This window comes from Nitrospiraceae bacterium (assembly GCA_035623075.1).
Lineage (GTDB): Bacteria > Nitrospirota > Nitrospiria > Nitrospirales > Nitrospiraceae > DASPUC01.
This window is the reverse complement of record DASPUC010000022.1, coordinates 102,005-125,148: the sequence shown is the minus strand read 5'-3', so window position 1 is coordinate 125,148 and position 23,144 is coordinate 102,005. Positions and strand designations below refer to the sequence as shown.

Sequence of the window (23,144 nt, the reverse complement as noted above, 5' to 3'; positions counted from 1 at the left end):
TATTGATTTCATTCAAAGAGCTTAAAAATGTCTCGAATGTCGTCTCTACCATTATATAGAGGGAATCTGGTCCTCCTGGGAGGAGCGGTTCTAACGGCCTTTTCTAGCATGTTATCAGCTGGTTGTACCCAGGTCGCGCACCACCGCGCCGAGGAGCGGCCCAACCCCATTTCAACGCCTGAGACCAGGCATACGATTCCGCTGTCGCCATCGGATGCGAAAGTACATCGCGCGGTCATGTTGCAACATCTGGAAACAATCCAGGCAATTGTGAACGCCCTGGTCGAAGAGGACTATGAATTGGCGAAAGGTCTAACCGAATCCCACCTAGGTTTCTTCATGCACCGACAGGCGATGGCTCAACAGCGACCGGAACAGTTTCCTCCCGAATATCACGATTTGGCCTTGGCACACCACGAAGCAGCGGAGGAGTTGGCACGCATCATTCCTACCAAGGACATGAAGCAGATTTTGCCGCGGTTCAATGATCTTTTGAAGGCCTGCGTGGCTTGTCACCTGGAGTACAAGGTAAGGGAGGGTGCGTGAGGTGTATTACCGGAAACCGTCTCTCGTGAAGCGAATCTTGATTGATCTGGTGAGAGGCAAGAGGGACTGGGTAAGGGCCAGCAAAGCCCGCTCTTTCCAAGTCCTCCCGCCCCTGGCCCAGAGCGTTGTGCCCGCTAAACGAGATACGAGCGACGAGGGACGTACCTGGTATAGGCTTTCAGCCATACGCCATATGCTCTTGGCTTTACATGAAGGGGGACACAATGAGTGAGCTGAACACGATTCTCAAGTTTTACGAACAGGACCACGATCGGCTGGATGAGTTGTTCAAGACCTACCAAAAATTGAAGCGGTCTGACTTCGCACAGGCCAAGGAAGCCTTTGAGCAATTCAAAAGCGGCCTGCAGCGGCACATCGTGTGGGAGGAAGATCTCCTGTTCCCTTTGTGGGAAGACAAAACCGGCATCTCCGGAGCTGGGCCGACCGTTGTCATGAGAGCAGAGCATCGTCAGATCGGGCAGCAGCTCGAAGCCATTCATGACAAAGTGGCGGGGCAGAACCGTGACAGCGATCAAGAAGAGCAGGCACTCTTGAACGTTCTCGGCTCCCACAACATGAAAGAAGAACGGATCCTCTATCCGGCGATTGATCAGGTGATTGAGGAGAAAGAGCGTGAGATACTCTTTCGACGTATGGCCAACATTCCGGAAGAACGGTACAAGGTGTGTTGTGGTCATGAGCCGGTCTGACATGGGCGCTTCCCAGCGGGGGTTGATCTTTGTGATGCTCTTTGAAACGGGGGTGGCAGCGCTGAACGTTTCCACCTTCCTCGTTCCGCCTGCGCAGGCCGTGGCGGTTGATCATGCTGTCCCCTCAGAGGCCGGGACTCGCGACATGGGAAGCCAACCGATGAATCCCCACAGTGATCTTATCTTTCGTGCGACGGGAGCGACATCGTGCCAGGATTGTCATCAGGTCGGAAAGAGCGGCATTCTGATCCCCCAGCCGACCGACAATGATCTCGTGCGGACCCTTCGAGAAAAAGCAAAGGGTATCCACGGACCTGGACGCTTCGCGGATTGCCTTCGTTGCCACGCCGGGGGACGCAAGGGAGTCGAAAACTATTAACCATGACACCTGTGTTGCGGCGTCTCACAACGATCGCTGTTTTGATGATTGCCGCGGTTGCCGGCGCGCTTTTATTCGAAGCATCTCTGAGTATCGGAACTCCATCACCGTTCGCTCATACGAGACAGGGGCACCTCCTAGGCTGGATAGGTTTCGGAGTCATCCTGTTGGTGTTCGTCTACCCGATCAAGAAGCGGATGAGTCGAAACCACCGGTGGCCTCGCGGCTGGTTTCAAGTCCACATGGTGGCCGGCATGGTCGGTCCGTTGCTGATCCTTCTTCATTCAGGCGCACATGTGCAGGCGATGGTGCCACTCCTTGCATTGGCGGCGATGCTGGTGGTCGTCGTCAGTGGAATCGTAGGACAGGGTGTCCATTATCTCGCGTTAAGGACCCTCAACGACCAGCGACGGCAACTCCGCGAAGAGGGATTGTCCCTCAACGAAGTCGATCTACGTCTGCACCGGATGGCAGCGCAGGAGGAGGCATTCCGCCTATGGCAATCGATCCATGCGCCGATGACGCTGATGTTCCTCGTGCTCACGGCGATACATGTGATCGGGTCGCTGTACTTTGGTGGATTGTGAACAATGCCATATCTGCCCCTGCCAAGAACCGCTGTACCGGTCGTCGCGATGGCGACGCTGGTTCTTGTCATCTGGCTTGCCTGGGGGTCGTTTCGCGATCCAGAAACCTTGTGGGCCCCCGGAGATTTGAGCCGTTATCATGCGGATGTGGCTCGATGCACAAACTGTCACGAGCCATTTCGCGGGCCTGCCAGCGGCAAATGCATCGTGTGCCATTCGGAGGCGCGCTTCGTAGAGCGGTCGAAACCGTCAGTCGGAGTCTTTCACCAGGAAGTCATCAGACAGCAGAAAACCTGTTTGGCCTGCCATACGGAACATCGGGGAGCTCTTGCGCAGATCACCTCCAGCGCGATGTCCAATCCACACGGAGAGTTTATTTTCCGTGCGACAGGAACCAGTTCTTGCACCGCCTGCCACGAGTTTGGCACCGAGTTCGGCGTCCGTCCAACCCTGCTCGACAACCCCACGGTCCGTCGTGTATTGGAGAAAGGCGGCGGCGCGCACCGCCTGGGGAGGATGGCCAACTGCCTGAAGTGTCATACCGCCGGTCAATATGAGATCGAGACGAATGGGCGGTCGACAGAATACGGGCGATGAGCCCGGCAGGCTGATCTCTAGAGGGAGATAATGCAAAGCGTCGGTGCGGTGACATTGCCCAAGAAACCTATCGATGACCGCAATCCGATCGGAGTCATCGCCAAGGTGCATGGCCCGGTCGTCGACATTTCATGCGATCGTCTTCCTCCTATGCACCAAGCGTTGTGTGCAGCGATGGATCATGAGACATACACCTTCGAGGTCTATCAGCACCTCGATGAGCGACACGTGCGCGCCATCACGTTACATCGAACGGGCGGACTTCGTCGCGGCATGCTCGTGTTCGACACAGGAGCACCGGTGCACGTTCCCGTAGCGACTGATTGCCTCGGTCGAGTCTTGAACCTATTTGGTGAGCCCTTGGATGGGGGGCCGCCGCTGGAAGTCAGTGAGTTCCGTAACATTTTGGCCAGGCCAGCCTCCTTGCACGAAACGAAAGCCACGAGTGGAATTCTGGAGACAGGCATTAAGGTGATGGACCTGCTCTTTCCTTTTATCAGAGGGGGGAAGACGGGATTATTTGGCGGTGCTGGAATTGGAAAGACTGTACTCCTCACGGAGTTCATGCATGCCATCGTGGCGCTACATCGTGGAGTATCCGTGTTCGCCGGGGTAGGGGAACGGATTCGGGAGGGACATGAACTCTGGAATGAGATGCAGAAAGCCGGAGTCATGCCGCAGACGACGCTGATCTTCGGCCAGATGGACGAATCTCCAGGCGTTCGGTTCCGAGTGGGGGCGGCGGCCGTGACCTACGCAGAATATTTCCGCGACACGCTCCAGAAGGATGTGCTGTTTCTCATGGACAACGTCTTTCGGTTTGTTCAGGCGGGGAGTGAAATCTCCGGTCTGTTGGGACGGATGCCGGCAACGGTAGGATACCAGCCGACTTTGATAACGGAGATTGCGGAGCTGCAAGACCGCATTATCTCCACCACCAAGGGTGCCATCACTTCTGTGCAAGCTGTATATGTTCCGGCTGACGATATGACCGACCCCGCCGTCAGCGGCATTCTCAATCACCTCGACACGCTGGTAATCTTAACCCGCGACCAGGCCAGCAAAGGAATTTATCCGGCTGTCGACCCTCTGCAATCCACGAGCAAGCTGATGGATCGTCAGACATTGGGAGATCGACACTATCGGATCGCGGAAGGGGTAAGGGAACATCTTGCGAGATATCGTGAACTCGAAGATATCCTCACCATGCTGGGCATCGAAGAACTGTCTGAGACCGACCGACGCATCGTGCTCCGCGCCAGGAAACTCCAGCGGTATCTGACCCAACCGTTCCATGTCACTACGGAACTGACGGGGATACAAGGCGTCACGGTGCCTTTGGCCGACACGCTCCTCGATTGTGAGGCGTTCTTGCGGGGGGAGTACGACGATGTGCCAGAAGATAAATGTTACCTCCGTGGCTCGATGAAGGGCGTGCGAGCATGAAGACCTTTGTTCTCCATCTGCAGGATGCGACACACTACGAGCAGATCGACAAGGTCGTGAGTTTCGTGGGCCAGGATGACTCGGGCCTGTTCGGAATTCTCGGCGATCATGAACGGATGATGACGGTACTCGCGTTCGGACTAGCTCGCTATCGGACCATGGATGAGCGGTGGCACTTTCTGGCTGTGCCGCGCGGCCTCCTCTATTTTGTCGACAATAATCTCTATGTGAGTGCGCGACGATGCATCGGAGACGACGAGTATGCGCGCATCAGTCAGGCGCTCGAGGAACAGCTGGTCGAGGAAGAGACCGAGTTGCGGAGTATCAAAGAGAGTGTGCATCGGTTGGAAGAAGAAATGTTCAAACGACTCTGGCGAATGGGCCGTGGGGAGCACCCTGCGTCATGAAGAGCGAGAACCAATTGAAAGAAGAAGTGGCCAAACAGATTCGCCGCATGAAGCAAGCGGAACATGATCGGCCCACCCTTCTGAGGCAGACCGTCTATCTCGGCACCCTGGGCTTGTTGTTTGTCGTGCCCGTCATCGTCGGTGCCTATGTGGGCCGGTGGCTGGATGGTCTGACAGCAGGGTATTCGATGCGCTGGACACTCAGTCTGATCATCCTCGGGGTGGGAGTTGGCGGGCTGAGTGTTTATTTGAATGTCAAGGAGTAACAGATGGGATCGGTTGATCTGTTGAAAGGGACAACGGTACAGCTGGGACCGGTGATCCTGACGGAACCGGTCCTCACCACATGGGGGATCATGTTTGCACTTGGTCTGGGGTCTTGGATAGTCACCAGGAAATTACGGCTCGATCCTGGGCCGGTCCAAGTGGTGTTGGAAGGACTGCTCAGTGCGGCGGATGAGGCGATTCGGAGTATGCTGCCCGCACAGGCGAGACGCCTTCTACCGTTCATCGCGACTCTCTGGCTCTTTATCATCGTGGCCAACCTGTCGGGAGTAATCCCTGGTGTGAATGCTCCAACCAGTAACCTATCGACGACGGCGGCATTGGCCATCATTGTATTTTTGTCGGTACACTGGTTTGGTATCCGTTCAGAGGGGGTCAGAGTGTATCTACGACACTATCTGGCTCCCATGCCACTCATGCTCCCGTTCCACCTTATGAGCGAACTCACGCGGACGATGGCCCTTGCCATCCGGCTGTTCGGCAACATGATGAGCCTCGAAATGACGGCGCTGTTGGTACTTCTTGTGGCGGGCTTTCTGGTGCCGATTCCGTTGTTGATGTTGCACATCATCGAAGCAGTCATCCAGGCCTATATCTTCGGCATGCTCGCCTTAATCTATATTGCAGGCGCCATTCACTCACAACAATCGCGACAACCTCAAGCACAGGAGTGACCATGCGTGACATGAGTTGGTTTGCCCTCGCCTCGACAGTCGCCGCCGCCTTGGCCATCGCCGTCGGAACCATGATTCCGGCAATGGCGATGGGACGCGCCATCAGTCAGGCGTTGGAAGCGCTGGCGCGGCAGCCTGAAGCAGAGCGCTCGATTACGCGGGCTCTGTTCATCGGCCTGGCCATGATTGAATCATTAGCGATCTACTGTCTGGTCATCGTCCTGATCATTTTATTCAGAAACCCGTTACTCGAGTACATGCTCAAACCATGACCGTCAGGTGTCGAGTGCGGCACATCTCTGTGCCGGTGATGAGCTGCGGAGGATGAGTCGTGGAGCTAGACTGGACGACGTTCATACTCGAACTGATCAACTTTCTGGTCCTCATGTGGATCCTCAACCGGTTTCTCTATAAACCGGTGATGAACGTGATTGCCCAGCGCAAGGCGGCCATCCAAAGGACGCTGTCGGATGCACAGGTGACCAGAAGCGATGCACAGGCGTTACAAACCCAATATGAAAATCGCCTCGAAGAATGGGAACAGGAGCGGGAGAAGGCTCGCGCGCAGCTGCGCGAGGAGATCACCGCCGAACGGAGCCGGTTGCTGGAAGATCTGCGTGCGGAGCTCAGTCAGGAACGGGAAAAAGCGGCAGTCGTCGAACAACGGCGTATGAAAGAGTTCATGCAGCAGACCGAGGTAACGGCGATCGCGCAAGGGAGCACGTTTGCGAGCCGACTTCTGTCTCGTCTCAGAGGACCGGAGCTGGAACGGAAGATTGTCGACATGGTCATGCAGGATCTTCCCCACCTGCCTGATGCCCAGAGACAAGTCATCCGGTCGACGCCGATCGGGATGGGACTCACGATGAAAGTCACGAGCGCGTATCCGCTCGACAAGGCCCAGAGAGAAGTCATCAGTAAGGCCTGTCGAACGTTGGCGGGACAGGATGTGTCCTGCGAGTTTCTCGAAGACAGGGATCTGATCGCCGGACTACGGATCAGCGTTGGTTCCTGGGTGCTCCGTGCCAACGTGCAGGATGAACTGAGGTTCTTTACCGAATCGCGGACTCATGCCTAGTCAACCGATGATATCGAATCAGTTGCTGGCGAGTCAGGCCGACTGGCTGCGCCAGTACCGATTTGGCCTGCGGGTGTCCGAACAAGGAACCGTTGTGGCGCTCGGGGATGGCGTAGCCTGGATCGAGGGACTACCATCCGCCGCGATGGATGAAATCCTGGATCTGGAAGACGGCAGTCGGGCGATGGTATTCCAGCTGGAAGAGAGTCTCGTCGGCGCGATTCTCCTTGAGCAAACCAACCGACTGACTGCCGGGACGATCGCGCGCCTGTCTGGGCGGCGGATGGGCATTCCCACCGGGGATGCTTTGATCGGACGGGTCATTGATCCCTTAGGCAGCCCACTCGACGGCTTGGACCAGCCGGACTGTTCGTCCAATCGTCCGCTCGACATTCTCTCGCCGCCGATCACGGTGCGCGACTTTGTCCACAAGCCTCTGTATACGGGCAACAAAATTGTGGACACGTTGATTCCCATCGGCAAGGGTCAACGTCAATTACTGATCGGCGACAACGCCTTGGGGAAAAGCTCCCTCGCCGTAGACACCGTCATCAATCAGCGAGGCCAAGGGGTGCGGTGTGTCTATGTCATGGTCGGGCAAAAGCGATCCAGCGTGGTCGATACGATCGAAACTCTGCGGCAGAACGGCGCACTGGACCATACCGCCGTCGTCGTTGCGGAGGCGACATCGTTGCCTGGGCTCAAATTCCTTGCTCCGTTTGCGGGCTGTGCCGTCGCTGAAACCTGGATGTGGCAGGGCCATGACACGCTGGTGATTTACGACGATCTGACGACGCATGCGGAGGCCTACCGCGAACTTTCGCTGCTGCTGCATCGTCCTCCTGGACGGGAGGCCTACCCCGGTGACATCTTCTTCCTCCACTCCCGTCTCCTCGAACGCTCGACCTGCCTCGCCGCGGCGCAGGGAGGCGGCAGTATGACGGCTTTACCGATCGTAGAGACGAAGGAGGGTGAAATCGCCGCCTATATTCCGACCAATCTGATTTCGATTACCGACGGCCAGATTTATTTCGATAAACGTCTCTTCGCATCGGGTATCCTGCCCGCCATCGATGTGACCAAATCCGTGTCACGTGTCGGGGGAAAGGGGCAGCATCCGCGAATCAAGGAAAAAGCGGGACGGATGAAGCTCGACTACCTCCAATATCTCGAGTTGGAAGTCTTCACCCGATTCGGATCGCGTCTTGAGGCCTCGATGGAAGCAAAGATCGTACGAGGCCGGGTCTTGCGGGAATTGCTGAAACAGGATCGACTATGCCCTCTGCCTATTACATTTCATCTGGCCTGGCTGACCGCGTTTAACCACGGCCTATTCGACAAGGTCCTTCCGGAGTCGACCGCTGCCTTGCTCGATTCTCTGGCCACGCGCGTGAGAGACAGTGACCTGACTCTGGACAGTCGCGACGAGGAATGGACAGAAGCTGTGGACCATTGGCTCAAGGAGCACAAGTCCGTATGAGCAAACGTCGTGACATCGAGGGCCATATCCGCTCGCTCGGTGAGATCAGCGATATCATGGGGGCCATGAAAAACCTTGCGGTCATGGAGACGCAGAAGGTGACGCGGCTCTTGTCCGCGCAAGAACGGGTGGTGTCAAGCATGCACGCGGCGGGGACTGACTTCCTCACGTTTTACCCGGAGGTCTTTCCGCGGGTGGAGGAGGGCAGGCTTCTACTCCTTGTTATCGGTTCGGAGCGAGGCTTTTGTGGCGAGTACAATGACAAGTTGCTCGCACATGTTGAAGAACGGCTGCGGGTGGCACGCGACAAGGAGCCAGTTCTCTTCACCGTCGGGCGAAAGCTGGCAGCGCGAATGTCGGACAAGCGGACCGTCGCGGTCTCCATCGAGGGAGCGTCCGTCGCGGAGGAAGTCCAATCAGTGATGATTCAAGTGATGGACCACGTGCATCAGCTGCAGAGGCAGGACACATCAGGCCGACCGCTCACAATAACGGTTGTCTCACATGTTTCCGAATCAGCCGGTGTAAACACCCAAATTCTCAGACCCTTCGAGACGTCTCCTGGCCAAACGACTCGTTTCAAGGGGTCGCCGCTCTTGAATCTTCCGCCACATGTGTTTTTGGCTGAGTTAGTCGATCTCTACCTGTTTTCCCTCCTGCACAAGATTTTTTACAGTGCCCTCCTGGCTGAGAATCGGGCTCGGGTATCCCATCTCGAAGGCGCGATACAGCGCCTCAAGAAAGAAGCCTCAGAATTGGAACGGAAGCGCAATATGCTCCGGCAGGAAGAGATTACACAAGAGATCGAACTGTTGATGTTGAGTGCGGAACGATTGCGGCAACAATGACACTCCGATTGGATCGATATGAACATGTGCCACCAACGTCCTTTCATTATTCCAGGGAGTAGCTGTGAATTTATCCAATAAATGTATAGCCCAACTGTTGACGTGGTTGATTTGTTTTGGTGGAGTCGCCGTCGTTGTTGAGAAGAGTGCAGCCGCTGCTCCAGATCGAGTTATTCGCGTGTCAGACAAGAAAAGCGAAAGTGGCATGGCTTCCACGCATCCAATCGGCGACAACACCAGGGGGGAGGAACTGTACAAAGCCAGTTGTGTGGTGTGTCACGGCCCACAAGGGACTGGGGGAATCGGGCCTCGATTGGCAGGCAACCCCGTGTTGTCGAACGAGCAAGCCTTCTGGAAAACCGTGTACGAAGGACGACACGTGATGCCGCCATTAAGAGGCGCATTGACTGAGCAGCAGATTGCCGATATTCGGGCCTGGCTGAAAACATTGCATTGATCTTGGAATCTCTCTCAGACAAGACCATGCTGCACCAGGCAAGGTTCTCGGCACGACGCTGCTCAAGGCCTTTATAGAATGACCGCTCGTTGTCATCGGTCTACTTCCGGTTTCGGCCTAAACGTGGATCGACTGAAGAACAAATGATTTAGCCGCTGCGTTCCTACCGATTCAGCGCCAAGTCAAATGGGATCTGTCCGGTACTGCGCTGGGCCTCCTTTGCCAATTTGTCTTCTCTACTGGTAGTCTTGAAGACGGCCAACACTTCCTGTAATCTTTCCACCCTTAGACCAAGTCATGTAACTTGCAAATGTTAAGTGAATTGTCCTGCGTGTGTGCAAGAGGGCATAGGCCGCACATCCAGCAGACTGGTGGAGGTTCAGAGTGAACATTCGGAGGTTCAAGATAATAATCGCCGCTATCGCGGGACTGGCAGCCATCGTCGGGACGTGGGAGCCCATCAAGGCTGAACCTCTAACCGTTGGGGCACCCCCCAGCTTAAGACCGGCGTTCAGCGAAATCCTGCCGATGTTCGAGCGAGAACATGGTGCGGCGGTCCAGATCGTGTACACACCGTCGAAAACGCTTCTTCGAAAAATCGAAAAGGGTGCGCCGATCGATGTCTTTCTGTCGGCAGGAATTGAAGAAGTTGAGTACCTGCACAAGAAGAGACTGACGCTCAACAGCCCGCGGACCTTCGCGCAGACGTCCCTCGTCCTCGTGATGTCGTCGGACTCTTCGGCCACGTTAGAATCCTTTCACGATGCGATGATGAATCGAACCACACGTATTGCTCTCGGCGATCCTCAGACATCCTCATTGGGAGACGTTACGGCCCGGGCGCTGACAAAGCTCTATCCGACGTACAAAAGCCGGTCCCACATCCTCTATGCGCCACATAGCGAGGATATTATGGACCTGATTCGCACGGGCAAGGCGGATGTAGGCCTGGTCTATCGCGTCGATTCGATCAACAGCGGGCTGGTGCGCATCAGCGATGAAGCCCCGATCGGAACGCATGTGCCGATTCAGTTCGGGCAAGCGGTAGCGTCGACCTGTCGAGCCTCATTACGGTCTGTCGCGGATCAATTTTCCAATTTCCTGATGACGACTCGTGTACAAAAACTCTTGGTGAAATACGGGTTCGACTCCGCCCCATTGCCTATGAGTCTAACCCCCGTCGAAAGGAAGGAGAGGGTATCATGATCAGGAAAGCTTTAATTTGGATCGCCGTCATCGGTACGATCGCGGCGCTGGCGGTCCCAAACATCTTCGCCGTCGACAAGACATCCGGCACCCCGATGGGGGTTCCTCCCGCAACCGTTGCGGATTATTTGCGGGCAGTCATCATGGCTCACCGGCACTTTTACACGATCCACATTGTCAACCGGCTTCGCCAAGAGCGTATAGTTGATGCGTCAGAAAACTGGAAGGCCACGCACTCATTGCCATTACCAGTGCAGCTCCTCAAGGAGACGAGCGAGATCGCCGAATTGACCGGCCCGAATGTCCGCTACCGCCTGATCAGTCAGTCGCCGATCAATAAGGCCAATGCGCCAAGCACCGAATTCGAGCGGCAGGGTCTTAAAGCAGTACAGGCCCATCCCAATCGACCGTATTCCAGCACCAACGACAGCGGTGGGAAACGCTTGTTCGAAACGGTCTATGCGGACGTAGCTGTCACAACGGCGTGCATCGAATGCCACAATGCACATCCCAACAGCCCTAAAAAGGATTTTAAAGTCGGTGACGTTATGGGAGGACTTGTGATCAGCTTTCCACTGAGCAATCAGTGAGCAGCCAGGCTGATTAGACGGAAGGACAACAGCATCGGTCGAGGTGGCACCTGCTCCGAAATCAGTCCGTATCGGAATGTCCCAAAACCATTCTGAATGGTCATTTGTGAGTCCCAGACATTTCATACAGTTCTGTGTCGCTATGTGATGGTCCAAAATCAAATCTCTTTGGTAACAAGCGCACCCATGAGGGGAAACGTTAGAGGAGGAGTTCATGGAATCAAGAATAACCACAACCAAGTCCTCCATCTGTGCCGTCGTGAGTCTCTGCGTAGGCCTGGTGTTCGGCGATCCTGCCCTTGAGGCCTCGGCGCTGCCTACCGCCGAGGAACTGTTGCAGGCGTTGCAGCTTTCGGATAACGACCAACAGAACATCCGAGAGGGCAAGATTGTCACCTGGTCGACCACTGAAGGATCGGATCGGGAACTTGCCCTCGGCATGGCATTGCTGGCCAAGACAAAACCTGAAAAACTTGTCCCGCTCTTTCGCGAGGCGGCTGCGTTCAAGAACGTCTCCTCGATCACTGGGTATGGCAAGATCGAGGGCGAGGGGACCGTGGCCGACTTCGCAGGGGTAAAGCTGGCTCCAAACGGAGAGAAGGAAGCCCGCCGCTACCTCGAGGCGGAACCGGGCGATGAACTCAATTTAGATACAAAGGAGATTGCGGCCTTTCGGGCGCTGAAGGCCGCCAGCAAGGATGGGGCGGTGTCGATCCCGAAGGTGGAGGCGCTGATCCGCGAAGGGTTGCTGGCCCGCTACCAGGCCTATCATGCAAAGGGGCTGGCCGGCATTGCGCCGTATGCACGCAAGAGCGGACGTCAGACCCTGGCAAGCGACGAACTCTCGATCGCGACCAAGCAATCGAAGCTCGTAGCTAAGTACCTTCCCTCCGTGTACAACGCGCTGCTCAATTATCCGGCCATCAAGTTCAAAGAAGCCGATGAGATCGAGGAGCAGTTTTTCTGGGTGACGATCGAAGTGTTTGGGCGTCCGACCTACGTACTGTCTCACCGCCTGCGTTTCCGAATCGACGAAGCCTTTGTCATCGTGGATCGCCACTACTACGCGAGCCACGATTACAATGCCTTGCAGCAAGGAGCGGTGGCGCTCCCAACGAAGGACGACACTGTTGTGACCTACCTGAGCCGGGTGTCAACTGACCAGGTCGCTGGATTTGGGTCCTCGGCGAAGCATCCTGTGTCTCGTGCCTTGATGGGGCCCTACCTCAAAGATCTGCTTGAAGCGCTTCGGGCGAAGGCCGAGAAGCAGTAGCGGGGTTCTGACTCAGACTGATCGGCAATCAAGAGGGCGAGGCAAGCCAGGTGCAGCGGTGGACAAATGGAACAAGCACTGTACAATGACCGGTGTCGTGACGAACTTGTGTGTGCCTTCCCAAATAAACTATGCTGAGAGGGCGAGGAGAGACCTATGAGCTGTCGCGCGACCTGTCAGCATTCCCCCGCAGCTCAACGTCCTGTCATCTGTGCCAACTGCGGGGTTTCCGATCTGCACACCTTCTATACGTCCACCGACCGAGGGCTTCACCTATGTCCAACATGCTTCGGCTCTTGGGTCGAGCGCGGCCTGGCGAAGGAAGGCGAGCCAAGACTGCTTGAGGAATAGTGTAGAGCCAGATCTGCCTAGCCGTAGCACCACTGTGAGTAAGCCGTGGGTGACGGAAACGACATACCGCACGTCAGTTCATCAGGTGTCGTGTGACGGTGCCAAAATGAGTTGATTTTGATCTATCGGTAGGCCTGCGAGACACACTAGACATTCTCATCCTTCTTGCAGCTTTTTCTGAGGGGTTTTTAGAACCCACCTCGAGACCGGAAGGAAGTGGCCACTATGCCTCGCAGACTCATATTGGACATGTTTGGGATCATCACGAGGACACTCGCGACCAACTGCGCCATGGCTTTCTCCATTGGATCGGTATGAGCGGCTGTGCCACCGAAGTTCCCTCAGTAATGTTAGCCCCCCCTTCGGTGGAAAAGGCCTTAATCGGGAAAACGGAGTAGGAGCTTCTCGCTTGTGCAGCGGTCACCCCTAATGAACGTGCGCTCGGGGATGTAACCCAACTGATGTTTTACAATGAAGCTTCTCTGTTGGAAGAATCGTTCCCGACATCCAAAGGCAGCATACCCCAACCTCATCACGGGTGTCTGGCTCATGTCCAGCTGAGAGAAAGACGTGTCGACAGTATCCACTACCACGCGGTACCACCGAGCCATGCCGGTTACGACCACTGCGACGCCATCTTTGAAACTTGCCTAGGACACTAACCCCTCGGCAGCAGAGCTGAGCACTGTGAGAGGGTCACGCTTCTATCCTCTAGCTAGGATAGTCTGGCTCCATCGCTCAAGGGAGACAAGACCGGAGGCTAGAGTCAACCGAGTTGTCACGATTGCCACGAAGTTCAACCGGCTGGTAGGAGCGTAATAGCTCTGGTGCTGTGCTCATTTTGTGCTCAACTCCACCTCACTCCAGCTCATTCCAGTCTACTCCAACCAAAGTCAGATTTTTCACAAACCTTGGCTGGAGTGGGGTCAAGGAAACGCTTTCCTAAACCGGTGTCCTGTTGGACCAGTTAGCAAAACCTTCTATCATGATGTTGAAACCCGGATTGCGGATTCGCCCCCTCAACGCCGGCCTCGAGTAGTAGGTTACCAACTCGCTGCGGGCTCTTCGGCCGACCGGAAACAGGAACCATCGGTCGGGGGCCGTCTTGGCTCCTAATCAAGGGCAGAAGATTCAGTGGTATTATGACCCGATGGTCAGATTGCTGCTGTTGCTTCTAGTTACACTGCCTCTACTAGTCCGGTGCGCTGCGGTCCCGTCTCCGGAAGAGAAGGCTGCGTCTCTGAATCGGACGATTGAGGAGGCCTCTCGCACCATTGCCAGGAACCCGACGAACGCGCCTGCATATGCCGCCCGGGGCTATGCGAGAGGACAATTGGGCGATTTGCAGGGTGAAGTCACGGATTTGACGCAGGCCATCAAACTGAATCCACGCATCCCCACCTTTTATATGAGTCGCGGCTGGGCGAAAGGGGAGCTGGGCGATCTGCAGGGGGCGGTGGATGATCACACTCGGGCGATCGCGCTCAACCCCTACGATCCCGAACCCTACTATCAACGTGGAGTGACGCAGATTCGAAGAGGGAGGCATGCAACCGGCATCCGGGATTTGACGCTTGCCATCCAGATGAATCCGCAGTATCAGCAGGCGTACCTCAGTCGAGGTGTGGCCAAGTGTGATACGGGGGTGTGTGAAGAAGGACTGGAGGACCTCACCCGTGCCACCCAGCTCGACCCCAGCGATGCAACCGCCTTCATCAGTCGAGGGTGGGCGAAGGGCATCCTGGGGAACTACCGGGGAGAGATCGAGGACACCACGCGAGCGATCGAGCTCAATCGAACCCTTGCTGAGGCCTACGTGAATAGGGGCGCAGCCAAATACCAGAGCGGCGAATACCAGGGAGCCATTGAGGATTCCAGCTTCGCACTGTCGCTCAAGCCGCAGCTAGGGCTTGGTTATTACTATCGAGGGCTCGCCTATCAGGCGATAAACCGGACCGCAGAGGGCCGCATCGATCTCAAGCGGGCACAAGAGCTCTTGCCAGAATCAAAAGACGACATCGCAAAGTTCCTGCAAGACTAGCTGCGTGCTCCAATGGTCCCAAGGGTGTTGAACGAGCACTGACTTTCGCGAAGGCTCGCGAGAAGTCGCTCCTATCCCGCGTTGCCCTTGTGCAAAAATTCCGAAACACAAATGAGCCTCGTTCCTCGAGACCTGGGTCTGTCAACACCAACCTTTCGGTATCAGCACAGCAGAAAGTTGCGGGACCCGCCTGTCGCAGGAGCAGCGGTTTGTTAGACCGCGGGTTTGGGTGAAGTATGATCCAGGCGAATCCTGGCGTCTGCGATCCGGCAGCCTTGGCCAGGCGGGAGGGCAAAGATCGGATTTAGGTCGAGCTCGCTGATCTCTGGGATTTCTTCGACCAGGCGAGAGACTCGCAGCAACACGTCTTCAATGGCTTCAATGTCGGCTGGCGGATGTCCGCGATAGCCTGAAAGCAAGCGATAGCCCTTTATGCCACGGACCATCTCGGTGGCGTCGCGCTCGGTGAGCGGTGTGATGCGGAACTGCACATCGCCAAGAATCTCGACATGAATGCCTCCGAGGCCAAAGGCGATCAAGGGTCCAAACGATGGATCGTTCGCGACCCCGACCATCACCTCGACACCGCCGGTCACCATAGGCTGGACAAGGACTCCCTCCATGGCCTGCAGTTGGTTGCTCTGGACCAGGCTTGTTCTGATTGATTCGAACGCCTTGCGAACCGCCCGTTCATCCACGAGGTTCAACTGAACCCCGCCGATTTCTGTCTTATGCACGATCTGATGCGAAGCCAGCTTCACGGCCACCGGATAACCAATCTTCTTGGCCAAGGCCGCCGCCTCATCGGCTGTTCTTGCGACTCCGCCGGATTGGACGGGCAGCCTCATCGAGTTCAACAGGCTTCTGGTCTCCTCCGTCGTGAGCCAGCCCGCTCCTCGTTGGGCTAGGGCGGTTACACAGATCTGCCTTGCGGCAGACAGCTCCAGATCGTCGAAGTCGGGAACCATGCCGACGGATTGTTGACGCCACTCCGCATAGGTCGCTGCTTTGCTGATGACGAAGGCGGGACTTTCCGGCAGGGAATAGGTTGGGATCGTTTCCGTGGGAAAGGAAAATTCCCGACCCAAGTCGCCTTCCGCCATCCAACCGATAAGCACGGGTTTACTCTTGGGCCCTGTCTTTCGCCCATTCTCTATTCCTGCCTTGATGCCCTGAGCGATTCCCGCCGTGTCGACTACGGTCACGGATATATAGAGGATGATCAATGCATCGACTTCGTCCGACGCCAGTATCGTTTCGATCACCTTGGCATATTGCTCGGGTGTAGCCGACGCGATGAGATCGATGGGATTGTTCAGGGCAGCGGCCGAAGGAAGAAAGCCCGCGAGTGATGCCTTCGTGCCGGAGGACAGCTCCGGAACAACCAAGCCTCCTGCCTCGCACGCATCGGTGCAGAGAATGGCCGGTCCTCCCGCATTCGTGATGATGCCCACGCGACGTCCGGACGGCAATGGTTGTGCGGCCAGACCGCTGGCCAACTCCAACATCTCGTCGAGCGTCTCAGCGCGAATCACGCCGGCCTGACGAAACATGGCCTCGACGGCCACATCGCTGGCGGCAAGCGCCGCCGTGTGGGAACTGGCGGCGCGTCGTCCGGATTGCGACCGGCCGGCCTTCACGGCCACGATTGGTTTGCGACGACTCACACGTCGCGCGATGCGAGCGAACCGGCGAGGATTACCGAAGGATTCCACATAGAGGAGGATGACGTCTGTGGCCGGGTCTTCCTCCCAATATTGCAGGAGATCGTTGGTCGAGACGTCGGCCTTGTTTCCCACGCTGACAAAGGATGAGATTCCCAGATAGAAACGGCGCGCTCCGGCAAGGGTGGCGATACCGAGGGCACCACTTTGCGACGACATCGCGACGCGCCCGGGGAGAGGAAACTGTGAGGTGAAGGTGGCATTGAGCTGTACGGTTGGATCTGTGTTCATCAAGCCGAAGCAATTCGGGCCGACCATGCGCATGCCGTGCTGACGGACCTTTTCTAGCAATCGGTTCTGGAGCGCTGCCCCCGTCGCTCCCACTTCGGCAAAGCCGGCCGTAATGACCACTACCGCTCGAATGCCCTTCTCCGCACAATCGTCGACCACCGAGAGCACCTTGTCCCAGGGCACGGCAACGATGGCCAGTTCGATCGGTTCCGGGACCGATCGTAAGGATGGGTACGTGCGGACTCCGGCGATCTCCGCAGCGTTCGGATTCACCGGATAAACAGATCCTCGAAACTGATTCGTCACCAGCGCATCCAGCAGGCGAAATCCGATGCTCTTCTGATCGCGTGATGCGCCGATGACGGCCACGGACTGCGGGTGGAAGAACGGTCGAAGCGAGGCGGTGGTAGCGAGCCGCTCCCGTACCTCCGCACGGGTGACGGTTGTCTCCGTGGGAATCAGCGACAACTCAACTTCCATGTCGTCGCCTTCATAGCCCTCATGGGCTGTAAACCCGGATTCTCGGAACACTTCGCGCATCGCGAGATTCTCCGCATGGGTCACAGCCCATAAGCGGGTAAACCTGTGACGGATGGCCTCTAAGGCGAGACGTTCGAGGAGCAACGTGCCCAAGCCCTTGCCGTGAAACCCGTCGTCGACGGCCATCGCCACCTCAGCCGTATGTGAGTCCTTCGCCCAGTAGGAGCCGGCTGCAATCATGCGCAGGGTGCCTTCCCAAAACCGTGTCACGATGAGCGTGAGTTGCGAGCGGGGATTGGTCGAATTACACAGAGCCGCGATGATGTCGGCGGGCGGCGTGCTCTCAGAGAAAAACCGGTGCCGTCTCGATTCCGGCGATAAACGGTCCACGAACTGTTGCATCATGCCCGCGTCGGTCGGTTCGGACGGTCGAATCGTCGCAGTCGTTCCATCGCGAAGAATGAGCGAACCCGACTCAACACGATCGGACCTCAGGGGCGGAATATAGAGAGGACGAAAGTGCTTCACATTGAGCCTATCTAAGGTGCCAGCCAGGCGGGCTTCACCAAAAGCACGAGTCCCAGCCCCGCCATCACGGTCCCACTGATTAAATTCAGCCAACGGCCTTCTCGCTCTTGAAGCCGGTAGTGGCTGATCGTGATGACTCCGACTACGAGAACAATGACATCGTCCAACATGTACGCAATATTGTACAGAGCCAGATATCCGTAATAGACCAGCCAGTCAAGCTGTTGCAACGTGAGAATGCGTGTATAAAGAGCCGGTAGTCCCGCCGTACACAATAACTCGACCGCCTGCACGAGCACGGCGAACAGCACTGTTCCGACGAGCGCTGCGGTCATGTTCTCAGCCTGCAAGATCTTCCTGATCCGCTCATACAGGCCGGGTTTCGCCGCCTCGGGGATACCGAGGGAGATGCCGCGTTTGAATGCCCAGAAGTCTTTGATGTGGACCGCTCCGGCGAAGACCCCGATGCCGCCTAGGATCAGTTCCGTGATGCGAGAAAGACCAATGATTAAAAACAAGTTCAGCCAAGCCGCCATGAAGGCGAAGTACGCAACGCCTTCGACGGCCACAAATGTTCCGGCAATGAGCAGCATCTTCATTCGGTTGGCCAGGCTTGCCAACAGGGAGAGCATGAACAACAGCACCCACATCGAACAGGGGTTAAATCCGTCTAGCAAGCCGATCGCGATCGTAAAAAGAGGAAGGCCCAAGTCCCTGACTCGAAGTTCACCGAACCACTTCGTCGGGATTCCCTCAACCGTCGGCTGGGCTACGGCGCTTTGAATACGCTGGTCGAGTTTGGCCCGGACCGCTGCTCCGGTCGTGTTGGATGAGAGAAATCCGACGATCATTTCTGTGCCGATGAGGAATGTGGGAACACCGACGGCGGTCATTCCCCGTTCGATGGTCAACGTGTCAAGGCGTTGCCGCGCGACTGAGTCTTCGGCGATGTCGTAGACGGCGATGTGGAGGGAGGGTCGTTCATGCCGAAGTTCCTCAAGGAAGATCTTCGCTGCCTCGCAGTGGGGGCAGCCAGCGCGGACGAAGACTTCGAGATCCGGGGGGGCTTCACCGGCAGAGACCTGTGTCCCGCCGCACAGGACCACAAACAACAAGGATGTCAGGAGTCCGGCAATGAATCTTTGGAGACCTGGTGGTTGTCGGCACACAATTTGAGGTCTAGCTGACGGCTTCGAACGGCGCCACGGACCTGATGTATGACAGCACGTCCAGCATTTGCTCATCCGTCAGCTTTCCACGAAAACTGTGCATCGGGCTGAACAGCACGCCGTTTGAGATGGCGACGAGGAGTTCCCAATCGGTCTTCGACCGTAGGACCTGCGATGTGAGATTGGCAGGCGGAACGATTAAATCCTTCCAGTCCGGGCCTTTCCCCTCCAGTTTGTCTCCGTGGCAGCGGACACAATGTTGTTGATAAATCGTCTGCCCCGCTTTTGGGTTACCTCGCACCGTTTGTGCCGATACCCATGAGGTCCCGAGGACGACGAGAAGAATGGCGATTGCCGAAACTGTTTCTTTCATCGGATTGACTCCTTTGCAACAGGTCAACGCCATGTGCTTCAGCGAATCACCAGAATGGGGCATGCCACCTGGTGGACAATCGAATGAGACACGCTTCCTAACAGGAAACGTTCCACTCCCGTGCGACCATGTGAAGCCGCCACTACCAAATCCATGGTGCTCGCCTGCTGAGCCACCATGGCTGCCGGTTCTCCCGTGACGGCACGCGTGCTGACCGAATAATGGGCGCCCATCAGCCCCGCTCCGGCCTCTTTGACGAGGTCTTCCGCATACCGCATCGCCGTGCCCGACCAGGCTTGAAACCCGATGATGCTCGCCGGGTCCGCCATTTGAAGGGACGGAACAACCGTGAGCACGGTCAGTGTCACCGGAGCCGTAAATGGGTTCGTCAACAGCCACTTCTTGATCCACCCCGCGTCCTCGCGTCCTTCAATGGCGACGAGCACCTGCCGAATCGGCTTGGCATTTCCCTTCACGATCAAGGTCGAGCAGGGAGCATGACTGAGCACACGATGGGAGACACTGCCGAGCACGACTTCGGTGGCGCGACTTTGCCCGCGCGCACCAACGACGATGAGGTCGGCCGCGACAGTTTTCGCGGCGTTGAGGATGACGTGAGCGGGGCTGCCGATTTCATTCACCCGCCTGACCTTGTCGACACCGGGCGGGAGCATCGATGCTGCGCGGTCGAGGAGTTGTCGCCCTGCATCAACCATCGCGTTGCGGAAATCGTCGTACCCCTGCAAGTTAGCGGCTTCGGCGACGATCGGGTGTTGAAACATCCCAAGGTCGACGCCATGGACCAGCGTGACGTCGCTTGGACGGTACGCGTGAAACGTTTGCGTCACAGCCGTAAAGGCTTGATCTGACCAATCAACGCCGATCGCGACTCTCATCCAGACCTCCTGCCGCTCAGCCTTCTGCGTTCAGCTATCAGCCCAGAAATAGTCCGCTGGCTCCGCATGCACGACAATGACTGGCTGCGTGACATTGGTCACCCAGCATTTCAGAAAAGGGGATGCGGCGCCGTGCCAAACGGCAGGACACGCGGTGATTCCCCGACATTCCCGCGAATGCGCCAGGCCCCGTCCTCGAAGATCAAAAAATGCACTTCTTCATGCCAGCTATCGATCGGGACATAGAGCTTACTCGTTTTGGACACCGCCCACAAATGACCGGTGCAAGTGACTTCCACGACAGCCTGGCTTCCCGATCCGACCTTCGTGATTTTGCTGAAGAGGTGAGTGCTCGCGATCTCACTATACTCGTCGAAGAGGTCCTTCCAGATTTTCCGGACGTCGACCTTTTTGAGTCCGTGATAATTATATTGGGAAGAGTAGAGACTCAGCAGCGTCTCAAGATCGTGAGCCTTCACGGCCTGTTCAGCCCGTTCGAACATCGTGACGATGCTGCTCACCGTCGCATCGTCCGCTTCGATCACGGCACCGGCGGGAACGACAATCTTGGCTTCTGCTGTGCCGAGCCCGCTCACGGAGAGGGCCACGATCATCAGGAAGTCAACGACCCGAAGCACACGGCACTCTCGTCCAGTCATCATCTTCAGCTCTCCTCTCCTGTTGTTGAATCTGAGTCCGGCCAAGGCGTGATTAACGAGTCCATGTGACCCGTGCGAAATCTTCATCCTGTTCGTACTGCAATACCAACTCGCCGTGATAGGCATGCTTTAACGCCTCGCCGATCCGCCGGGGCAGATGGGTATCGGTCGTGGAAATCACCAGACCATCACGTTGCTGTTCAATGGCCATGATTCGAGAGAGGGGGTGCTCCTTCTTTTCTTTCTCCTCCGTGTTTTTCACGACGCCAATGACCTGTTCGTGCTGTTGGTCCTTGAAGGATCCTTTGATAGTGACCAAGCCCTTGGGATACTTGTCTCTCACACGGTGACAAGCGGGGCAGGTGGCCTGCTCCGCCCCTTTGGGTGTGGGGCCCCACATCCAGCGTCCCTTGTGGAATACCGCTCCGCAGTCGGGACAGGCAGTCGGTTCCTTCAGTTTGCCGCGTAGTTTATAGGTGTCATGCTGATATTCCTGGACGGTCCGATCGCGCCGCGTGCTCAAGCCCGCCGCTGTTTTGACTTTTGATGCCATGAATGCTCCTTGCTCGTTTAGGCCGGCGATGAGTGTGTTCGCTCACGCAACGCTTCCTCGGCCAGATTCAAGTATTCCACCACGTCGCGGTCATCGACCTGGGTGAAATCTACATAATGGTTGCCGACCGCCCAGAAGGGGATCGGTGTGGCAAGCACGACCAATTCATCGACTCGTTTCCTACCTTCGGCAATCGTATCCACAGGCCCGACCGGAATGGCCCCGATCAGGCGTCTTGGCTTGAGGTGTCTGATCGCTTCGACCGATGCAAAGAAGGTGGAGCCGGTGGCGATCCCGTCGTCGACAAGAATCACGGTCCGATCCGTAACCGTCGGCATCTTGCGTCCTTGTCGATAAAGATTTTGGCGACGGACGATTTCTTTCTGTTGCCCCTTAACCAGATCCTGAACGTCCGCCCGCGAGAGACAGAACTCGGCCACCGCTGTGGGGTTAAGGTAGACCGTCCCTGTTTCACCCACCGCGCCGAGTGCATATTCCGGATTGCCGGGGGCGCCCAACTTTCGGGTGATAAAGACATCGAGCGGCAGATGCAGCCCCAGACTGAGCTGATAGCCGACGGCGACTCCTCCTCGCGGAAGCGCCAGGATCACGCCGTCCAGATTCTCCCGATAGCGCATCAATTCGGCAGCCAGACGCCGCCCGGCCTCTTCGCGGTTCTGAAAGATCACAGCTATCCTCGCCTCTCAGATTTATCCGGTTGGTCTGGGTTTGTGTCGTTTTCTGGTTTACGTCGTTCCTCGAACTAAAGAAACGAGACAAACCACATAAACCAACCAAACCAGATAGACTTCTCAACCTACATGAGTCCGCTCGTGACACCAACCCCAATCAAGAACATCGCCAAAAGGACCAATGCCCCGATCAACCATCATAAATGACGGTGATGTCTTGTGGTCTCAGGATGCCAGTGAATGTCCCAGGGCACCTCCAGATAATGTGGGTGACGAAACATGGCAACCTCCCTTCGATCAAGGTTGGGGCCGAAGTTCAGATTGAGGTACATCCGATCAGGTTTTCTCGTGTCACCCTAAACCTCAACCTTGACCTTTTCTTGCTCACGCGATCTTGACTTCGATCGCCTTCGGTTTCGCCTTTTCCGACTTAGGCAAGCGCACCTTGAGGACGCCGTCCTTGTACTCGGCGTTAACCTTGGTGCCGTCCGCATCCTCCGGCAGAGTGAAGCTTCGCATAAAGCTACCATAGGCTCGTTCGACGCGATGATACTTCTTGCCTTTTTCTTCCTTCTCGTATTTTCGCTCGCCGCTGATTGTGAGGACGTCGTCGTGCACGTTGATTTTGATCTCCTCTTTCTTCATCTCCGGGATCTCAGCCTTCACGATATACTCTTTGTCGTCTTCCGTGATGTCGACAAGCGGCGACCATTCGGCGACCGCGATCGCCTCCTTCTTGTCGCCACCGGCCGTGGACGGGGCAGGCCCAAAGACAGTGGAGAGGCGTTTCTCCATTTCTTCAAGTTCTTTCCACGGATTCCAACGCCCGAATGGTTCCCATCGTGTCAGTGCAGGCATGGTACTCCCTCCTTCTGGTGTGAAAG

Annotated in this window: 26 protein-coding genes; 18 read left to right on the top strand and 8 right to left on the bottom strand. The window is 56.6% G+C overall.

The features are described 5' to 3' along the window. Positions 1-36: 36 nt before the first annotated feature. The 18 genes from VEI50_05375 (at position 37) to VEI50_05290 (ending at position 14,955) form a co-directional block, all read left to right on the top strand. Entirely contained in the window at positions 37-546 is a 510-nt protein-coding gene (locus VEI50_05375; GenBank protein ID HXX74536.1) for a hypothetical protein, read from the top strand. Between the two features lie 224 nt (positions 547-770). After that, positions 771-1,256 carry a hemerythrin domain-containing protein gene (locus VEI50_05370; protein HXX74535.1) on the top strand — a complete coding sequence of 162 codons (486 nt, stop codon included), beginning with the start codon at positions 771-773 and terminating at the stop codon, positions 1,254-1,256. Next, complete coding sequence (locus VEI50_05365; protein HXX74534.1) at positions 1,243-1,635, top strand: hypothetical protein; 393 nt, start codon at positions 1,243-1,245, stop codon at positions 1,633-1,635. The genes VEI50_05370 and VEI50_05365 overlap by 14 nt, the downstream gene beginning before the upstream one ends. A gap of 2 nt (positions 1,636-1,637) precedes the next feature. Next, positions 1,638-2,222 carry a hypothetical protein gene (locus VEI50_05360; GenBank protein HXX74533.1) on the top strand — a complete coding sequence of 195 codons (585 nt, stop codon included), beginning with the start codon at positions 1,638-1,640 and terminating at the stop codon, positions 2,220-2,222. A 3-nt stretch (positions 2,223-2,225) separates the two neighbouring features. Next, on the top strand, positions 2,226-2,819 hold the full coding sequence (locus VEI50_05355) for a hypothetical protein (protein HXX74532.1): 594 nt from the start codon (positions 2,226-2,228) through the stop codon (positions 2,817-2,819). 30 nt (positions 2,820-2,849) lie between these two features. Beyond that, positions 2,850-4,265, top strand: a complete 1,416-nt coding sequence (gene atpD, locus VEI50_05350) for a F0F1 ATP synthase subunit beta (GenBank protein HXX74531.1) — start codon at positions 2,850-2,852, stop codon at positions 4,263-4,265. Further along, entirely contained in the window at positions 4,262-4,672 is a 411-nt protein-coding gene (locus tag VEI50_05345) for a hypothetical protein (protein HXX74530.1), read from the top strand. The genes atpD and VEI50_05345 overlap by 4 nt, the downstream gene beginning before the upstream one ends. Beyond that, a complete protein-coding gene (locus VEI50_05340) occupies positions 4,669-4,938 on the top strand; it encodes an AtpZ/AtpI family protein (GenBank protein ID HXX74529.1) in 270 nt (89 codons plus the stop codon). The genes VEI50_05345 and VEI50_05340 overlap by 4 nt, the downstream gene beginning before the upstream one ends. A gap of 3 nt (positions 4,939-4,941) precedes the next feature. Continuing rightward, positions 4,942-5,631 carry a F0F1 ATP synthase subunit A gene (locus VEI50_05335; GenBank protein ID HXX74528.1) on the top strand — a complete coding sequence of 230 codons (690 nt, stop codon included), beginning with the start codon at positions 4,942-4,944 and terminating at the stop codon, positions 5,629-5,631. 2 nt (positions 5,632-5,633) lie between these two features. After that, a complete protein-coding gene (gene atpE, locus VEI50_05330; GenBank protein HXX74527.1) occupies positions 5,634-5,903 on the top strand; it encodes an ATP synthase F0 subunit C in 270 nt (89 codons plus the stop codon). A 59-nt stretch (positions 5,904-5,962) separates the two neighbouring features. After that, on the top strand, positions 5,963-6,709 hold the full coding sequence (locus tag VEI50_05325) for a F0F1 ATP synthase subunit delta (protein HXX74526.1): 747 nt from the start codon (positions 5,963-5,965) through the stop codon (positions 6,707-6,709). Positions 6,710-6,716: 7 nt separating this feature from the next. Then, positions 6,717-8,189: a F0F1 ATP synthase subunit alpha gene (locus VEI50_05320; protein HXX74525.1), complete on the top strand. Its 1,473-nt coding sequence runs from the start codon at positions 6,717-6,719 to the stop codon at positions 8,187-8,189. Further along, positions 8,186-9,037 (top strand): FoF1 ATP synthase subunit gamma, encoded by an 852-nt coding sequence (locus VEI50_05315; GenBank protein HXX74524.1) that lies wholly within the window; start codon positions 8,186-8,188, stop codon positions 9,035-9,037. Before VEI50_05320 ends, VEI50_05315 begins: the two co-directional genes overlap by 4 nt. 64 nt (positions 9,038-9,101) lie before the next feature. Then, positions 9,102-9,494, top strand: coding sequence for a cytochrome c (locus VEI50_05310; GenBank protein ID HXX74523.1), 393 nt, complete (start codon positions 9,102-9,104; stop codon positions 9,492-9,494). A gap of 384 nt (positions 9,495-9,878) precedes the next feature. After that, on the top strand, positions 9,879-10,700 hold the full coding sequence (gene modA / locus VEI50_05305; GenBank protein ID HXX74522.1) for a molybdate ABC transporter substrate-binding protein: 822 nt from the start codon (positions 9,879-9,881) through the stop codon (positions 10,698-10,700). Then, complete coding sequence (locus VEI50_05300) at positions 10,697-11,290, top strand: DUF3365 domain-containing protein (GenBank protein HXX74521.1); 594 nt, start codon at positions 10,697-10,699, stop codon at positions 11,288-11,290. The genes modA and VEI50_05300 overlap by 4 nt, the downstream gene beginning before the upstream one ends. A 214-nt stretch (positions 11,291-11,504) precedes the next feature. Then, the gene (locus tag VEI50_05295) at positions 11,505-12,563 is read left to right on the top strand and encodes a hypothetical protein (protein HXX74520.1); all 1,059 of its coding nucleotides are present in this window, start codon (positions 11,505-11,507) and stop codon (positions 12,561-12,563) included. A 1,456-nt stretch (positions 12,564-14,019) separates the two neighbouring features. Beyond that, positions 14,020-14,955, top strand: coding sequence for a hypothetical protein (locus VEI50_05290; GenBank protein HXX74519.1), 936 nt, complete (start codon positions 14,020-14,022; stop codon positions 14,953-14,955). Positions 14,956-15,167: 212 nt separating this feature from the next. Here VEI50_05290 and VEI50_05285 read toward each other — a convergent pair whose 3' ends face one another. From VEI50_05285 to VEI50_05250, 8 genes are all read right to left on the bottom strand, one after another. After that, a complete protein-coding gene (locus VEI50_05285; protein ID HXX74518.1) occupies positions 15,168-18,011 on the bottom strand; it encodes a GNAT family N-acetyltransferase in 2,844 nt (947 codons plus the stop codon). Next, the gene (locus VEI50_05280) at positions 17,930-19,024 is read right to left on the bottom strand and encodes a glutaredoxin domain-containing protein (protein HXX74517.1); all 1,095 of its coding nucleotides are present in this window, start codon (positions 19,022-19,024) and stop codon (positions 17,930-17,932) included. Before VEI50_05280 ends, VEI50_05285 begins: the two co-directional genes overlap by 82 nt. Positions 19,025-19,097: 73 nt before the next feature. After that, positions 19,098-19,460: a cytochrome c gene (locus VEI50_05275; GenBank protein ID HXX74516.1), complete on the bottom strand. Its 363-nt coding sequence runs from the start codon at positions 19,458-19,460 to the stop codon at positions 19,098-19,100. Positions 19,461-19,498: 38 nt separating this feature from the next. Then, a complete protein-coding gene (locus tag VEI50_05270; protein HXX74515.1) occupies positions 19,499-20,356 on the bottom strand; it encodes a universal stress protein in 858 nt (285 codons plus the stop codon). 110 nt (positions 20,357-20,466) lie between these two features. After that, complete coding sequence (locus VEI50_05265; GenBank protein HXX74514.1) at positions 20,467-21,018, bottom strand: hypothetical protein; 552 nt, start codon at positions 21,016-21,018, stop codon at positions 20,467-20,469. A 49-nt stretch (positions 21,019-21,067) separates the two neighbouring features. Continuing rightward, positions 21,068-21,568, bottom strand: a complete 501-nt coding sequence (locus tag VEI50_05260; GenBank protein HXX74513.1) for a BCAM0308 family protein — start codon at positions 21,566-21,568, stop codon at positions 21,068-21,070. Positions 21,569-21,585: 17 nt separating this feature from the next. Then, the gene (locus tag VEI50_05255; GenBank protein HXX74512.1) at positions 21,586-22,257 is read right to left on the bottom strand and encodes a phosphoribosyltransferase family protein; all 672 of its coding nucleotides are present in this window, start codon (positions 22,255-22,257) and stop codon (positions 21,586-21,588) included. 387 nt (positions 22,258-22,644) lie between these two features. Continuing rightward, positions 22,645-23,118, bottom strand: coding sequence for an Hsp20/alpha crystallin family protein (locus tag VEI50_05250; protein ID HXX74511.1), 474 nt, complete (start codon positions 23,116-23,118; stop codon positions 22,645-22,647). Between the last annotated feature and the right edge of the window lie 26 nt (positions 23,119-23,144).

What these genes read in the sequence shown, in the direction of transcription:
- VEI50_05270 (HXX74515.1), bottom strand. Translation starts at nt 20,356, where the DNA reads ATGAGAGTCGCGATCGGCGTTGATTGGTCAGATCAAGCCTTTACGGCT.
- atpE (HXX74527.1), top strand. Translation starts at nt 5,634, where the DNA reads ATGCGTGACATGAGTTGGTTTGCCCTCGCCTCGACAGTCGCCGCCGCC.
- VEI50_05375 (HXX74536.1), top strand. Translation starts at nt 37, where the DNA reads ATGTCGTCTCTACCATTATATAGAGGGAATCTGGTCCTCCTGGGAGGA.
- VEI50_05370 (HXX74535.1), top strand. Translation starts at nt 771, where the DNA reads ATGAGTGAGCTGAACACGATTCTCAAGTTTTACGAACAGGACCACGAT.
- VEI50_05300 (HXX74521.1), top strand. Translation starts at nt 10,697, where the DNA reads ATGATCAGGAAAGCTTTAATTTGGATCGCCGTCATCGGTACGATCGCG.
- VEI50_05340 (HXX74529.1), top strand. Translation starts at nt 4,669, where the DNA reads ATGAAGAGCGAGAACCAATTGAAAGAAGAAGTGGCCAAACAGATTCGC.
- VEI50_05345 (HXX74530.1), top strand. Translation starts at nt 4,262, where the DNA reads ATGAAGACCTTTGTTCTCCATCTGCAGGATGCGACACACTACGAGCAG.
- VEI50_05360 (HXX74533.1), top strand. Translation starts at nt 1,638, where the DNA reads ATGACACCTGTGTTGCGGCGTCTCACAACGATCGCTGTTTTGATGATT.
- VEI50_05260 (HXX74513.1), bottom strand. Translation starts at nt 21,568, where the DNA reads ATGGCATCAAAAGTCAAAACAGCGGCGGGCTTGAGCACGCGGCGCGAT.
- atpD (HXX74531.1), top strand. Translation starts at nt 2,850, where the DNA reads ATGCAAAGCGTCGGTGCGGTGACATTGCCCAAGAAACCTATCGATGAC.
- VEI50_05320 (HXX74525.1), top strand. Translation starts at nt 6,717, where the DNA reads ATGATATCGAATCAGTTGCTGGCGAGTCAGGCCGACTGGCTGCGCCAG.
- VEI50_05335 (HXX74528.1), top strand. Translation starts at nt 4,942, where the DNA reads ATGGGATCGGTTGATCTGTTGAAAGGGACAACGGTACAGCTGGGACCG.
- VEI50_05295 (HXX74520.1), top strand. Translation starts at nt 11,505, where the DNA reads ATGGAATCAAGAATAACCACAACCAAGTCCTCCATCTGTGCCGTCGTG.
- VEI50_05315 (HXX74524.1), top strand. Translation starts at nt 8,186, where the DNA reads ATGAGCAAACGTCGTGACATCGAGGGCCATATCCGCTCGCTCGGTGAG.
- VEI50_05355 (HXX74532.1), top strand. Translation starts at nt 2,226, where the DNA reads ATGCCATATCTGCCCCTGCCAAGAACCGCTGTACCGGTCGTCGCGATG.
- VEI50_05275 (HXX74516.1), bottom strand. Translation starts at nt 19,460, where the DNA reads ATGAAAGAAACAGTTTCGGCAATCGCCATTCTTCTCGTCGTCCTCGGG.
- VEI50_05250 (HXX74511.1), bottom strand. Translation starts at nt 23,118, where the DNA reads ATGCCTGCACTGACACGATGGGAACCATTCGGGCGTTGGAATCCGTGG.
- VEI50_05265 (HXX74514.1), bottom strand. Translation starts at nt 21,018, where the DNA reads ATGATGACTGGACGAGAGTGCCGTGTGCTTCGGGTCGTTGACTTCCTG.
- VEI50_05365 (HXX74534.1), top strand. Translation starts at nt 1,243, where the DNA reads ATGAGCCGGTCTGACATGGGCGCTTCCCAGCGGGGGTTGATCTTTGTG.